Origin of the sequence: Ruegeria sp. ANG-R (genome assembly GCF_000813985.1) — a bacterium.
Classification (GTDB): Bacteria; Pseudomonadota; Alphaproteobacteria; order Rhodobacterales; family Rhodobacteraceae; genus Ruegeria.
In genome coordinates, this window is record NZ_JWLJ01000001.1 from 447,189 (window position 1) to 460,392 (window position 13,204).

Genomic DNA, 13,204 nt, shown 5'->3' on the forward strand with positions numbered 1-13,204 from the left:
TCGGCTCAGAGGCGAACTGGCATCAAAATCCAGAAGGCTTTCGGGTCTTCTGATTTGATCCGGGCGGGGTCGCCAGCGCTTGCGAATTCGACCTTAATTTCCGGCGTCGCTTTCAGCTGTTCTGCAAGGTGTTTCAGGTCAAAGCCTATGTGGCTTTCGCCGTCTCCCTGCAGGGGCATGGAAACTTTGCCTCGGTTTATGTCTTCAAAGCTGATCGTTCCTGCGTTTGGGTCCAGTTTGACATGTTGGCGGAAGGCATGAGCAATTGACCCGCACAGTTTCATCATTCGCAGGACCGGGGATTTGCTGAGCGAACAATGGCTGGTCGGCGTGTAGCCGGGAATGACCCGCGTGTAGTCCGGGTAGTTTCCGTCGATGCACTTCGAGAAAAGGTGCACATCTCCAAAATCAAAGGCTGCACGATCTTCGGTCAGTTTGATGTTGACCGGTTCGTTCCCTTTGGGTTTGCACATATGCAAGAGCAGATCGACGGTCTTGCTGGGAACGATGGTTCCCAGTTCACCCATGGCGTTGATTTCCGTGTCCACCACGCCAAGGCGATGTCCATCAGTGGTGACGGCGCGAAGATTCCCGCTGTCAGGGTCGCGCGTCAGAAATGCGCCGTTGAGATAATAGCGCGTTTCTTCCGTGCTGATACAGTGGCGTCCCAGATGAAACAGGCGGTGCAACTGAGTTTCGCTGGCAATTACGGTGTCTGCTTTTTCGATTTCATGGTCTTCACTGATCGTGCGCCACGGAAAGTCCTCGGGTGGGCTTATCAGGCGTTGCGTCGTTACAATATCGTCGGCTGTCATCGTCAAAATATCGTCTTCGAGAGACATGCCAATCGGACCAGATGCGCCGTCTGTGATGGCTGAGAGTGCACCGGCGGGTACTGCGCAAGCGAAGTCTTTGGAAACTTCGGCGGGCACTTTGAGGCGCAGATACAGGTCCAGATCAGAGGCAAGCATTGTCAGCGTTTGTGACCCGGCCTTCGCAATGATCTTGACGCAGCCGAGAACTGGTATCGTGTTGCGACGTTCGATCACAATAGCCGCTTTTTTCATGGCGGATTTCAGATCGGACGCTGCGATCAATGCGTGTGCTGCGGTGATGGGTGCCTGCATGTTCATGTCTCTTCCTCCGTCAGTGAGCCGCTTTGTTTGCGGTCAGTCGATGTAGTGTTCGCAGTGTTCCCAAGCCTTCTCGGCGGCAACGCTGTCGTGGTTTCGGATGGCTTTGCGCAGCCGGTTGAAGGCGTCGCGCTTGGTGCGGACTTTGGCGGCGCGGGCGATGGAGTTGGTTTCCCGACGTTCGGATACCCAGCCCATGACCTTGAATTTCAGGAAGTCGCCGATCTGTGCGGCGACACTGCAATGCGCCTTGGAGCGACCATAGGTGGTTACGTGTTCGCCACACGGGTCGGGCTCTTCGCCGACGCGTCGGGCGATAATCACTACTTGGTCGTAGCCAAAATCGTCGGCGACGCGCTTGGCGGCAGTGATCGGGATGGGCTTCATTGGGGTGTTCATCGCTTCACCCCGCCAGTCGCACGCGGGTTTCGCGCACGAATTCGCCGAAGGGCAGGTCGCACCAATCCAGCTTTAGCCATGCGTCGTACTTGGCCGCTGCGTGAGACGTTGAGGCGACTGGAGTCATCTCGGTGCCCTGATACGTGACGACGAAAAGCCGGTGCTTGTCGCCAATCTCGCGCAGATGCTCGTACAGCGCGTCGCGCCCGTGTTCGTTTACCCAGAACAGAGTGCTTCCAAATCCCGACCTGCCTTCTGTCCAGTGAGGCGACGCGCGAAATGCATCCGCTTCCGTGGAATCGGTGTCCACGCAAAAGCGATTGCGGTAGGTCGGGGATTTGGGGTTTGCGGGACGGCCAAGCGCATGGTCGATTTTGTCCATGGCTTTGTTCTTGAGGTAGCGATTGACCTGCATGTATCACATCCCCAGCGCTTCTGAGTAGAGTTCCACAACGGCCTGATGTTCGGCCATCTGGTCCTTGTCTTTCTTGCGGTTGGCGATGACCGCGCGCAGCGCCTTGGTGTCGTATCCGCGCGCTTTGGCGGCGGCGTATTCTGACGCTTTCTGGTCTTTAAGCTCTTCCTGCTCGGCTTCGATCTTTTCGATCTGGTCAACGATGCCGCGCAGTTCGCTGGCGGTGACGCGATAGGAGTTGTCTGCGGCTTTGTCGAAAGTTGGGTCTGGTTTCATCGGGGGCTTGCCTTGCTGTCGGCGGATTTCCTCGTGGCGGTTCTTGAGGGCGGCGACCGTGGTTTCCACGGACGCGCCCCCTGCGCTTATGGTGACGCGCGTATCGTCCATCAGGCTGCGCTGACGCGGCGGGCTGTTCGCTCAATGGATGGGCGCAGTTCGCTCAGTTCGATGAAGTTGTCGGCCTTCCGGCGCAGTTCATCAGATGCCATGGCTGGTTCGGTTTTGATGCTTGATACCAAAGACACGCGCGCGCCTTGGTCCTGCAGGTACTCGACCAGCGGGCAGAAATCCTGATTGCCAGTGAACAGGACGGCGTGGTGGATGCGTGTCGCGATCCGCGCCGCTGCCAAGGCCATGTCAATGTCAGTGTTTCCCTTGAACCTGCGCCGTCCGTCACCGTCCACAAATTCGCGGGCGTCTTTGGCAACCACGGTCCAGCCGTTGTACTGCAGGAAATCGACCATGGGCCGAACCGCGACATGCTCATCGCGTTCGACCAGCATTGTGAAGTATGTCGCGCGCAGCAGGCGGCATTGCTTTTCGATCATGCCTTTCAGTCGCGCGTAATCGACATCGAAACCGAGCGCCTTGGCGGAATGGTAGAAGTTGGGGCCATCAACGAAAATCGCTGTCGTTTCGTTTTGGTAGAACATGCTCATGCCTTTTGGTTAGGGGGTTTAGAAATTGAGGGGGTGCGCTGAATTCAGCGCTGGCCCGAGCGAAACGCGCTCAGGATGCGGTGCAGCTTGCGCAGTTTGTGGGGGTGGGGGGTGCGGCCAAGCGTGATCCGAAGCACTTCCTTGGCTTCAACGCAGTGCTGTTCAGCAAGGGCGATGCGGCAAAGGGTGTCTGTGTCTGCCTGCAGGTTGCCGCCGTCGATTTCGACTACCTTCGTGTCGATTGATCCGTCCGGCATCCTGACGGTCACATTCCAGACCGCGTTTGGCAGATTTGAGCGCTGTGAGATATGGCGGGAAAAGATGCCGGGGGCGGTCGAAGCCAAGCCCCCGGCAGTTTCGCCGGTTTCACAGGCGGTAACTCGTGTTTGTGTGGCTGCGTTCATCATGCCGCCACCCCATTCGCTGTCGGTCGCGGGTGGACGGTAATAAAGCCGTCATCTTCTGTGTCTTGCTCAGGGTAGAGCCTGTCGGCTTGACGCTTCCAGTTGGCGATTGCCTCTTCCTCGGTCGCGCCGTCAGCGCTGATCCCGTGCAGGTCGAGTTCCCAGCGGTGGCTCAGGTCGCCCGCAGGCGGAGTCAGGTGCCCAAAGGTTTCGATCACTTCGGCCACGAAGGCGTCTTGTTGTCCGGCTGCGTCAAGGTTTTTGAGGTTTGCGATAAAGATCGCGCGGCGGTCGTGGATGAGAGACATCATTCATCCCCCCGCATTTGCTTGAGAACTTGATGCGCCGCTAAGCGGTCATTCGGACAGCTTGAGAGTTCCAAGAGCGTCTGGCACGCGATGCGAACGCGCTTTTGGCTAAACCCCGTTGATTTCAGGATGTGGCGCGCGCGTGCAATCCGTGCACCTGACTTGCCTGCCTCATTATGCTGGCGTCGCGCTGCTGAAACTTCACGGGCTTTCAGCAGTTCCCGGCAGATTTCGGGAAGGGCAGTCGCCAGCATGGCGCGTTCCCCTTCGGTGAAATCACCGGTGGTCCAGTTAGGTTTTGGGGTGGAGAATTCCCGCAGAAGGTTGTCTGAGATCAGCGGGAATTCTGGTGTGGGTGTTTTGGTTTCGGCGGTGAAATTAGTTTGAGTAGGCATTACGGCGTCCTCTTTTAGATGACGCCATTACTATCATAAAATTTTATGATGACAACTAAAACTTTACGTCGAGTATCTGATCACGCAGCAAGGATCGCCACCGGCGCTGATTGTCGGGCCTGCAGCTGATACGTCAAACCCCGCCCGAGGTAGCCACCGTAGAAAGAAAGGGCTCATCAGGCCCAGTATCTCTTTGACGCCTTGTGTGCGGGCGTAGTTCACGGCTGCTTCGCAGACTGCTGTCAGTACGATGTTGCGCTTGTCGTTTGGAAGGGACGTGCTTACGGCGAAGCGTGTCGCTTCCCATACCGAATCATCCACTGGGGCCTGTTCGATCAGGTCTGTTGGGATGGAGTCGAGCATGCCAAGAGACGCGTCGCGGATCATGTAGGTGAAGCCGTATTTCAACTTGCTGGTTGTCGGCATCAGCCGCGTACATCCAACAACTTTCCGTTGTTCGTCAAAAACAACGACATAGCGTGAATGCGGGTTGTCGTACTGGTCCACTTCGATTTCGTCAAAGTGGTCAAGGTCCCACTTTAGGTGATCCACAAACAGCTGTTTGCGCATGGCAAACATCTGGTAAAGCAGATCGTTGTCGCCTTGTGGATCGAATATTTTTAGGATTTTGCTTTCGAGCTTCATTGCCTCACCATCGTAGAACTTCGCGTTTCGCACGATAGTGAGGCTGTAGGCCATAAACAACTATGGCAAGAGTGTTTCGTGATCAGCGTGCGATCAGGCTTCCCCACTTCTCAAGTGAGTAACTGTTGACTGCGATATTCCATTGGCGCACGTCAAGGCGTTCGCAAATCCGCTGCTTGAGGCGCGCGACAGCGGCTTCGGTAATGTCCATTTCGGCTGCGATCTGCGACACTTGTAATCCGCTATCGGCAAGTTCAAGAACTTCAAACTGTCGGTCGCTGAGTGCCGATAGCTTGCTGATTGTCGTAAGCCGATGGGACAGCTGCGTCGCATCCGCCAGCGCCCGCTGGGTCGCTACCGACGTGGGATTATCTACTTGTGCGCCAATAATCAAAATGTTGCCTCCATACTGGGTCGCAAAAACTATGTTAGCGTCGGCCCCGTATGCGCGTGCTTCCTCGTACATATCGCAACTGGTGTCCTCTGGCGTAAGGGCCAGTGGTGTGCGTGATACGAGGCTGGCGTGCGCTTTCTTGGCAACGGGATCAGACTTATACCATTGGTTATCAATGTATTTTTCCAGCCAGTCCGGGCGGTAGGTGCTGTGCACGGTCTGGGGCTGGTATGGATTAGTCCCTGCATTAAACGCAAAGCTATCGGTCAGAGTGGATATGGGCTGTACTATGTTCATAATGTCCCCTTATCATAAAAAACTATGATGAGGCAAATAAAATTAAGTCCCAACGGAGTCCATTACGGGAAACCCCGTATGGACCATACCGACGCTTTGAAATAGGTCGGTGCTACGGAATAGATCAAAAACCAAAATTAATTTGGTAATGCTTAGAGAGGCGAAATTGGTACAGCGTCATAATTCATCGCTGCAGGCAAAGTGTGCGCAATTGTCCGATAGTGAGTGTCTTGAGGTTCTGGAGATTATTTTTTGTCAGAAAAACGGACTTCCAGTTCCTGCGCCAAGCGCTCCTGCTCCACACCGTCCAGATTCGTAATGATTTTTTGCAACCTGATCCTCGGATCAGTTAGGGGATTGTCTGTGTCCAACTGATCCACGGACGCAAGCCCTAAAGGCGGCAAGATGAGGTCCAGTGTCCGTGAGGACAGGGTGGGCGTCTTGCCGTATACGAACTTTGTGAGCGTGTTCGGGGATATGCCAACGCTGGTCGCGAAGTTTGTCGGGTCGGTGTCGAGCGCAGTTATCAGAATTCGAATATTCCGTCTGCGACGTTCCCACTTTTCGATGTCTTCTTCAGATAGTTGGGGCATGAACAAAAAACCATTAGCGCGTTGATGCCTTATTCTTAACGCACATCATACAAAACTGTGAAGGTATATATTTATCTACATCCTATCGGGTGATTAGTCCAGTGGGTTGACCTTTGTTGCGTCTCATCATAAAGATTTATGATGAAGCGTAAAGAAAGGTGATCGCGTGACGTCCAAGACTCCCCAAGAGGGAACGCTACCGACATCCAAGGAATTCCGAGAGTGGGCGTCAAGGGCGATCACAAAGCTGGGCGTGCATCATTCTGACCTGATGCGGGATGATACGCCGGGCAGCAGAAATCGGGCGCTCACCGGGTTGCACAAATCCAAAGGCGTGAAGCTGGACTTCGCGCAAGCGCTTGAACGCGAGTTGTTGGATATTGCGGCGCGTAAAGGCGTCGATATCGGGACTTGGCGCACTGACCAAGACAGCGGGGCAGACGATGAGTAATCGTGCTGCCCGTTTGATTTTGAAGAATACGCGGATGCGGCAGGGCATGGCCCTGTTGTTTTCTACTTGGGGGCTAAGGCCATCCGCGTTCCTCGCCCCCTACCTCCCTGTTGGAACTGGGGCGCGGGTTTCCTCCTCAAAATTGGCCTGCGCCCCCTTTTTCATCGGGGTGCAGCATGGGTGTTGAATTCAAGATGCCAGACAAGATCGACTGGGCCGCGCTGATCCGCGCGTACCCGGATGATGTATTGCTGCATGTGGATAGCCCGGTATCGGAAGTGGTCCGTTCGGCGCGCAGCCGGATGGCCTATCTTGCCACGCCGTATTCCAAGGAAGTTCTGAACGATGATGGTCGCTGGGATCGGGCGCTGTCATTGGATGTAGAGATGAGAACCGCACGCTGGGCGCGTTTGTTCGCCCGCGACGGCCTGACGGTCGTGTCTCCGATCCTGCAGGCGTGCGCTATCGTTCACGCCGACACGGAAGGCGACATAGATCCGATGGACGATCATTTCTGGTCGGCTTGGTGCATGCCGCTTATGTCCGTCTCTGCCAGCTTCATCATCCCGCCCATGGAAGGGTGGGACCGGTCGTGGGGCGTTTGGCGCGAAGCCTGCTGGGCGCTTTGGCACAACATCCCTGTTTATCTGATCAGACCTGGCTCTGAGTTTGGGGGCGGGGCATGACCGCTGCGCTGCGTCAAGATGTTGGACCCATCCTGCGGGAAGAGATTATCGGCGATTGCCGCCTGATCCTTGGTGATGCGATGCAGGTCATGCCGGAACTCGGCGCGGTTGATCATCTGATTTCTGACTTCCCCTATGAACAGTCCCTGCATGACGTAAAGACCGGGAAAGAGCGCGACATGCGCACGGACGGTCGCGCCGAATTGAAGCCTTTGGACTTCGACGGTGTTGATGGCATTCGCGACGAAATCATTGATCTGGCCGCGCAGAATTGCCGTGGCTGGTTTCTTGGTTTCTGTACGCTGGAAGGCACCGCACGCTGGGCGGATGTCATCAATCCATCGCCGATCAAGTACAAGCGTGGTTGCCTTTGGATTAAGCCCGACAGCACGCCACAAATGAATGGTCAAGGCCCGGCGCAAGGCGCTGAGGCTTTTGTTGCTGCATGGTGTGGCGCTGGATACGCGCGCTGGAACGCGGGCGGCAAGCGCGGCGTCTACACGCATCTGACCAACCCGCCAGATCGTCACGGTGGGCACCCGACCGAAAAGCCGTGGCGGCTGATGAAGGAAATGGTTCTGGATTTCACCAATCCGGGGCAACTCATTCTGGACCCGTTCATGGGCAGCGGAACCACGTTGGTTGCTGCAGCCCTGACCGGTCGCCGCGCCATCGGCGTGGAATTGAACCCCAAGTATTTCGACATGGCGTGCCTGCGCGTGGCCAAGGCGGTTGGGTCTGCCCGCGCCGTCGGGCCTCAGCTGACCGCCGAAGTTCAGGAGGCGCTAATATGAAACCATGCTGCATAAATGGGGTTGAATACCCATCGCAGGCCGAAGCGGCCCGCCAACTGGGTATTTCCGGCAGCTACATCTCGCGTCAACTTCGGGAAGCCGAGGCCAAGGCGGCTAAAGGTGCCGCGCGTAAGGTGGCGGAACCTGCAGCGCCCGCCGTATCCGATCCGGCCAGACGCCTTGGGGTTCCATCGTCTACGGCCAGCCCCCTAGAGGCCATCTTTCATCCCAATTGGTCGCCTGCTGTCGATCACAAGCTGTTGCGACTCAAGGCGCGGGGAAAGAACTTCACCACGATTGCGGCCCTGTTGGGTCGGTCTCGGATTGCCGTTGAACAACGCTGGCACCGCCTGCGCGTGATCAGGGGAATTGAGCAAAAGCTCAAGGTATTTGGTTTGTCTGATGATCCGTACTTCGTTGGGGGCGGCAATGGGTAAGCGCGTTTACAAGGACATCACGATTGACGGCGTGACCTATGCCAATGCCGAGGCGATTGCAAAGGCCAAGGGCGTAACTGTCGATGCCGTACACAAGGCCCTGCAGCGCGGCACGGAACATCGCATCGGGAACGGGCATGGCGGTGTTGAACCCATGCCAGTACGCATTCGTGGTCAGGTTTTCTCTGATGCCGAAGCTGCAGCTAAGCATTTCGGAATCACGGCGAACGGTATCCGTCAGGCGATCAGGTGTGGTCGCGAAGATCGCGTGGGGCTTGCTCCGACTGGGCCAACGGCCAACGCCCGCGCATTCAAGATCGGAACTTTAACCTTTCAAAGTATGCGCGAGGCCAGCATTGCCTTGGGCTTCAAGACCGATACCTACATCGCCAAGGTTATGCGGAAGGGATCAGCACGAGGCAAGCAGCGGATTTTGGCTGCAGCGATGAAGTATGCCGAACGCTTGCAAGCCGAAAATCCGTCAGTTTCGCGGCCTCAAAAAAACGGCCTAAATACGGGCGTTGCAGGAGGGTGCGCACCATGACCCTTCGGCCACCCCGCTTCGAGAATGCACCGGCGGCGCATTTTGACATGGAGCCATTTCGCGTCGCTGCACACGGCGAATTGGATAGTTTTCCATTGGTTGAGCCGGGGGTTTGTCTGAACCCCATGTGTTCGCGCCGCTTTGTTCAGGCGCGCAGCTGGCAGCTTTATTGCTGTGACGCCTGCCGCCGTATGGATGAGGCCGAAATGCGCCGTGTGGGGCAGAAGGCTGCGCCCGCGCTGTTGGCATGGCGCATGGGCAAATACGAAAAAGAAAATGATGACCTTCGGGCGTTGTCTCGGGCTGGGCGGAACTACGCCTCGCGCCTGATGTCCGAATGGTACGGAGATCGACAGGCAAGAATATTGGAGGCAGGCAATTGATGGGCGAGGCAGCGGCACATATGAGGTTGGTCGATAGCGAAGACCTCTTTGAATATCCGATCAGAACCGGCGAACGGCTGGAAAGCCATTTCTTCATGACGTGGCGCTTTGACCGCTGGATGCATTCTGAGTTTCGCCTGCTGGCGGACAAAGAAGTGCGCGCAGTTGGCTTCGATCTTTTCTGCATCGCGCAAAAGGAAAGCCCGGTCGGCACGCTGCCGCTGGATGAACGGCTGCTGGCCCGTTTGGTGGGTGAGACGTTGGACGAATGGCGGCGGCTTATGGAGCGGCCTGTGACGCCTCTCTACAACTGGAAGGAATGCCGTTGCGACAATGGTCAGATGCGCCTCTATCACCCGGTTGTGCTTGAGATCGCGCAAGAGGCTTTGGGCCTGCGTGACGACAAGATGGCCAAGCGTGAGGCTGACCGCGAACGCAAGCGGATTGCCGAACTTCCCGACAAGATGCTGCGGGCCGGTGCGCCCAAGGGCATGACAGAGGATCAGACGCTTGTACTGCAGTTTGATCAGTTCCTTGTGGATCACTTCGACGTTAACGGACAACGGCGAGTGCCGCTGATCAGGAAGGCTTTGGAAGCCTTTGAACTCAAGCGCGGAGGCTTGGATTGGCGCGCTGAAATGGCCCGATAGGTTCTTTCCAGTTTCTTCCAGCGGAAGGAAAACGGATGGAACTTGGAAGGAAACCGGAACGAAGCCGGAGCGAATTCGACTGAATATGGAAAGGTTTGGCATGTTTCGCCGACTTTTCGCGCCGAATTTTTCCGGGCTAACAGGACATAAGACGAAAATATAAAAAAATCACATTGCCGAAAGCGCCCCAATACCAACCGAGCGCCAATTTGAGACCGGGGCAGATGCTATGAAAAAGGGCAAAACCGATGGACAGTACAGAACAGGCAGACGGTGAAAAGAAGGTCAAACAACTGCTGATCAAGCCTTTGGAAAGGCGTGGTCTGGCAAAACCATCCAGTTTGACTAAGGCGCAATTTGAGGAAATGGTTCAGGACTTGTGCGCGCGCTTGGCGTACATGACCGAGGCCAATCTGGCGGCTTTGGAAGAACACGCGGCGGGCCATCCCACTGGCAAAGACAAAGACCGCTTCCCCATCGCAAATCGTATTCTTGAATGGGCCGCGCAAATACAGCCACCGGGTGACGATGCATCGCCGCTGATCCGGGCGGTGTTTGCCAACCAACTCGGGCGCGATGCTCTGGATAGTGGGTGGGCACCTGAGTTGCTTTTCGAGCTTCGCCAGTCGCGGAAATGGCCGGGCGCGTGGGCTGTCAAGGGCATCAAAGAACGGGCGCATGATGCCGTCCGCAGGATGGAAGATATCGAATATCGGTTGACGCGTGGGGATGAACTCACCCCGACCGAGTCCGATTGGCGCGCGCGGCGTTTGTCAGCCATCGAGAAGTGTCGGCGTATCGCACAGCTTGGCGCTCAAGATGGGGGCAAGGCATGAGCATGATGGGAAAGATTGAGGCGCAGGAACTGCAGTGGTTCGCGGTGCGAGTGAAGCACAAGCACGTTGGTGGCATTCGCAAGACTATGGTTGGCGGCGAATTTGAGACCTTCAAGGATCGGGCCGGGAATGTTCGCAAGCGTCGGATCAAGGGAACTGGTAAGAAGGTGTTCGTTTCAGAACATCTGATGCGTCGCGCTGGCTTTGAGGTATTCCTGCCAATCGAAAAAGAGATGCGTCGCAAGAACCGGTTCTCGAATGAAAAGCACCTTGTGGCTAAACCTCTGATTGTTGGCTGGGTGTTTGTCGGTTGGCCGGTAGGCGAAAACCGTTGGCATGATCTGATGCGTTTGGATGTGGTGTCGGGTGTGATGGGGGCGGGTGGCGTTCCGGTCATGATTCCCAGATCGCGGATCGCGCGTCTTATGCGGCAGTGGGGTGGCGGTATGCTGTCCCCAAAATGCCATCAGATCATGAAGGCAGGGGCGGGATATGTCGCGGGTGATGTCGTCAAGGTTCCCGATGGTCCTTTCGTGGATTTTGACTGCACGATCATCGACGTTTCGGAAAAGGCTGCGACGGGCGTGATTGAGATATTCGGGCGCTCAACGCCACTGGAAATACCGGTGGAGAAACTGCCGGTTCTTGATCTTCCCGGCGAAGTTGCTGAGGTAGTCGGGAAAGAGGCCGATGGGGACTTTGACCCAAAGCTTTCGGCTTGCATTTGCGGTCATCGGGCCGCGACCGTAACCAAGGCGAAGGACGGTTTCTGCGTAACCTGCGGCAATTGCGGGCGGCGTGCAGCTGTAGGTTCTGACAGCATAGAAATGGCGCGGCACAAGTGGAATTCGTGGCGCTCTGGATTTTGTTAAGCATCACCACCAATTGTTAAGGGGGGTTGACCGGATACAGCATCTTCCCTTAACAAATGGAATCAGACGAAGGTTTGCTGGCCACTGTTGAAAGATACATGCCAGCTTACCGGGCGGTCGAAAGCGCAAGATCAGTTCCCGCTATCAACCGTATTCCGTCAAAGTCAGGTGATCCCGCAATAGCGCCAACACCTGACAGTGCTACTGCATTGGATGAAATGGCCCGGCGATTACGCGCGGGCCTTTTTACTTGCAACGACCAGCTGATTGGATGTCGTTCTGCACGCCTTTGTAAAAGCTGTCGAATGTGTTGGTGCGATACGCATTGGCAACGTCCAGCAGATCGGCTGGCAGGAAGTTGTGCTTCTGCGAAAAACTCAGATGCAGATCGTTGTCGGCTTGTTGCACGGATTGGAAGCGAGACATCCAGTCCCCGGTTGGTCCTTTGGCTGACCATCCCATTTCTTCGAACTCGTAAGACAGTTGGAACGCGTGGGCGTCGTCGGCCAATTGGAACACGGCGCTTTCGAATTCGGTGCATTGTTCAGCTGCTGCGCTGCACGCTGTGATCGTCAGCGCGGTTGCGATGTATTTCAGCATGTGAATGTCCTTTAAAACAACTTTAGGTTATATCCCCAGATAGGGGCTGGGGATCATTTGGTTCAAGGGGAAAGGCTCGGTCGGAAACGTCCGGGCCTTTTTTTGTATCTACCTGCATCCACCGTTGTGGACGCTACCACCCCAGATTTGGAGGCCGCTATGAAACGCATCTAAGACTTTTCTCTTGTCCCGAGGTTTTGAGGCCGGTTGCCATGTTGTGCAGCTGGCCTTTTTTCGTCTGAGCAACAAAGAGGAAAGACCAGATGCTGAGAAAAGTTCTAGTGGTTGCTGCCGGTCTGGCAGCTTTGGCCGGTGTCGCCATGGCGCACATCGATGACGGCGTGAAGGGCGTGGGGGCGGATATGTTCCAAGTCGGCGAAGTGGACGTGAAGGGCCTGACCCAGTTTGAGAACATGCTGGGCGCGTTGGGAACGGAAGGACCGAAGGCCATCAATCGCGCGATCAACCGTACGGGTGATATGGCGCGCACTCAGGTGGTCAAGGCGCTGTCCAAGCAAACCGGCTTGCCCCAGAAGACCATTCGCCGGGCGGTGAAGGCCAAGCGCTCAACGTGGGACAATCTGGAATACTCGCTGCTATCTGCTGGCGGGGATGTCTCGCTGAAATACTTCAAAAAGCGTGAGACCCGCGACGGCGTTGAAGCTGATCTCGGTCGTGAGCGGGGCAAGGTTCTGTTCATCGGCGATACGTTCTTCAAGGGTGGTGTGTTCCCGCAGCGGCGGGTGGAAATCCGAAGCATGGGCGGGCACGTCTTTGGGCGTGTTGGTGGGCGAACGCAGCTGGAAAAGATCAAGTCCGGCGTGTTCATCCCGGTCGAGATGGTTGAGGGCGCATCAGCTGATGCGTTCGAACGAACGGTCGCGCAGGTTCTGCCGCGCCGGTTGGATCATGAGATCAGCCGGGCGCTTGGCCTTTAGGCCGGGATCGCGGCGAAACAAACCGGGCCTTAGCTTATAAGTTAAGGCCCAAAAGGGTAGGGACCGTACCTTTTTCTGATTGCACGCGGTGC

Annotated in this window: 22 protein-coding genes; 10 read left to right on the top strand and 12 right to left on the bottom strand. The window is 56.2% G+C overall.

The genetic code is table 11. The features are described from left to right. Positions 1-5: 5 nt before the first annotated feature. The 11 genes from RA27_RS02125 to RA27_RS02175 form a co-directional block, all read right to left on the bottom strand. The gene (locus tag RA27_RS02125) at positions 6-1,133 is read right to left on the bottom strand and encodes a DNA polymerase III subunit beta (RefSeq protein WP_052265138.1); all 1,128 of its coding nucleotides are present in this window, start codon (positions 1,131-1,133) and stop codon (positions 6-8) included. Positions 1,134-1,169: 36 nt separating this feature from the next. Continuing rightward, the gene (locus RA27_RS24320; RefSeq protein ID WP_193746455.1) at positions 1,170-1,532 is read right to left on the bottom strand and encodes a hypothetical protein; all 363 of its coding nucleotides are present in this window, start codon (positions 1,530-1,532) and stop codon (positions 1,170-1,172) included. A 4-nt stretch (positions 1,533-1,536) separates the two neighbouring features. Further along, complete coding sequence (locus tag RA27_RS02135) at positions 1,537-1,947, bottom strand: hypothetical protein (RefSeq protein ID WP_039534545.1); 411 nt, start codon at positions 1,945-1,947, stop codon at positions 1,537-1,539. Between the two features lie 3 nt (positions 1,948-1,950). After that, positions 1,951-2,334, bottom strand: coding sequence for a GapR family DNA-binding domain-containing protein (locus RA27_RS02140; protein ID WP_343294140.1), 384 nt, complete (start codon positions 2,332-2,334; stop codon positions 1,951-1,953). Further along, positions 2,334-2,879 (bottom strand): NYN domain-containing protein, encoded by a 546-nt coding sequence (locus tag RA27_RS02145; RefSeq protein WP_039536806.1) that lies wholly within the window; start codon positions 2,877-2,879, stop codon positions 2,334-2,336. Before RA27_RS02145 ends, RA27_RS02140 begins: the two co-directional genes overlap by 1 nt. Positions 2,880-2,929: 50 nt before the next feature. Next, entirely contained in the window at positions 2,930-3,292 is a 363-nt protein-coding gene (locus RA27_RS02150; protein WP_152610630.1) for a hypothetical protein, read from the bottom strand. Then, positions 3,289-3,600 carry a hypothetical protein gene (locus RA27_RS02155; protein WP_039534550.1) on the bottom strand — a complete coding sequence of 104 codons (312 nt, stop codon included), beginning with the start codon at positions 3,598-3,600 and terminating at the stop codon, positions 3,289-3,291. Before RA27_RS02155 ends, RA27_RS02150 begins: the two co-directional genes overlap by 4 nt. Next, complete coding sequence (locus tag RA27_RS02160; protein ID WP_039534551.1) at positions 3,597-3,992, bottom strand: hypothetical protein; 396 nt, start codon at positions 3,990-3,992, stop codon at positions 3,597-3,599. The genes RA27_RS02155 and RA27_RS02160 overlap by 4 nt, the downstream gene beginning before the upstream one ends. A gap of 63 nt (positions 3,993-4,055) precedes the next feature. Then, positions 4,056-4,691, bottom strand: coding sequence for an acyl-homoserine-lactone synthase (locus RA27_RS02165; RefSeq protein ID WP_052265139.1), 636 nt, complete (start codon positions 4,689-4,691; stop codon positions 4,056-4,058). A 28-nt stretch (positions 4,692-4,719) separates the two neighbouring features. After that, positions 4,720-5,328, bottom strand: coding sequence for a LuxR family transcriptional regulator (locus RA27_RS02170; RefSeq protein WP_039534553.1), 609 nt, complete (start codon positions 5,326-5,328; stop codon positions 4,720-4,722). 245 nt (positions 5,329-5,573) lie between these two features. Beyond that, a complete protein-coding gene (locus RA27_RS02175; RefSeq protein ID WP_039534557.1) occupies positions 5,574-5,921 on the bottom strand; it encodes a hypothetical protein in 348 nt (115 codons plus the stop codon). A gap of 166 nt (positions 5,922-6,087) precedes the next feature. Between RA27_RS02175 and RA27_RS02180 the strand changes: the two genes are divergently transcribed. The 9 genes from RA27_RS02180 (at position 6,088) to RA27_RS02220 (ending at position 11,574) form a co-directional block, all read left to right on the top strand. Then, positions 6,088-6,372 (top strand): hypothetical protein, encoded by a 285-nt coding sequence (locus RA27_RS02180; RefSeq protein ID WP_152610632.1) that lies wholly within the window; start codon positions 6,088-6,090, stop codon positions 6,370-6,372. A gap of 176 nt (positions 6,373-6,548) precedes the next feature. Continuing rightward, positions 6,549-7,058, top strand: coding sequence for a DUF1937 family protein (locus RA27_RS02185; RefSeq protein ID WP_052265140.1), 510 nt, complete (start codon positions 6,549-6,551; stop codon positions 7,056-7,058). Then, positions 7,055-7,852 (top strand): site-specific DNA-methyltransferase, encoded by a 798-nt coding sequence (locus RA27_RS02190; protein ID WP_039534559.1) that lies wholly within the window; start codon positions 7,055-7,057, stop codon positions 7,850-7,852. The genes RA27_RS02185 and RA27_RS02190 overlap by 4 nt, the downstream gene beginning before the upstream one ends. Further along, positions 7,849-8,289 carry a hypothetical protein gene (locus RA27_RS02195; protein ID WP_039534560.1) on the top strand — a complete coding sequence of 147 codons (441 nt, stop codon included), beginning with the start codon at positions 7,849-7,851 and terminating at the stop codon, positions 8,287-8,289. The genes RA27_RS02190 and RA27_RS02195 overlap by 4 nt, the downstream gene beginning before the upstream one ends. After that, positions 8,282-8,833 (top strand): hypothetical protein, encoded by a 552-nt coding sequence (locus RA27_RS02200; RefSeq protein WP_039534561.1) that lies wholly within the window; start codon positions 8,282-8,284, stop codon positions 8,831-8,833. The genes RA27_RS02195 and RA27_RS02200 overlap by 8 nt, the downstream gene beginning before the upstream one ends. Further along, positions 8,830-9,216: a hypothetical protein gene (locus tag RA27_RS02205; RefSeq protein ID WP_039534562.1), complete on the top strand. Its 387-nt coding sequence runs from the start codon at positions 8,830-8,832 to the stop codon at positions 9,214-9,216. Before RA27_RS02200 ends, RA27_RS02205 begins: the two co-directional genes overlap by 4 nt. Further along, positions 9,216-9,866 (top strand): hypothetical protein, encoded by a 651-nt coding sequence (locus RA27_RS02210; RefSeq protein WP_039534563.1) that lies wholly within the window; start codon positions 9,216-9,218, stop codon positions 9,864-9,866. Before RA27_RS02205 ends, RA27_RS02210 begins: the two co-directional genes overlap by 1 nt. Before the next feature lie 248 nt (positions 9,867-10,114). After that, positions 10,115-10,702: a hypothetical protein gene (locus RA27_RS02215; protein ID WP_039534564.1), complete on the top strand. Its 588-nt coding sequence runs from the start codon at positions 10,115-10,117 to the stop codon at positions 10,700-10,702. Further along, complete coding sequence (locus RA27_RS02220; RefSeq protein WP_039534567.1) at positions 10,699-11,574, top strand: transcription termination/antitermination NusG family protein; 876 nt, start codon at positions 10,699-10,701, stop codon at positions 11,572-11,574. The genes RA27_RS02215 and RA27_RS02220 overlap by 4 nt, the downstream gene beginning before the upstream one ends. Positions 11,575-11,820: 246 nt before the next feature. Here the strand turns inward: RA27_RS02220 and RA27_RS02225 are convergent, their stop codons facing one another. Continuing rightward, positions 11,821-12,174, bottom strand: a complete 354-nt coding sequence (locus RA27_RS02225) for a hypothetical protein (RefSeq protein WP_039534569.1) — start codon at positions 12,172-12,174, stop codon at positions 11,821-11,823. Positions 12,175-12,437: 263 nt separating this feature from the next. Here RA27_RS02225 and RA27_RS02230 point away from each other — a divergent pair, with 263 nt between their 5' ends. Beyond that, on the top strand, positions 12,438-13,112 hold the full coding sequence (locus RA27_RS02230; protein WP_241483995.1) for a phage tail protein: 675 nt from the start codon (positions 12,438-12,440) through the stop codon (positions 13,110-13,112). Positions 13,113-13,204: the final 92 nt, after the last annotated feature.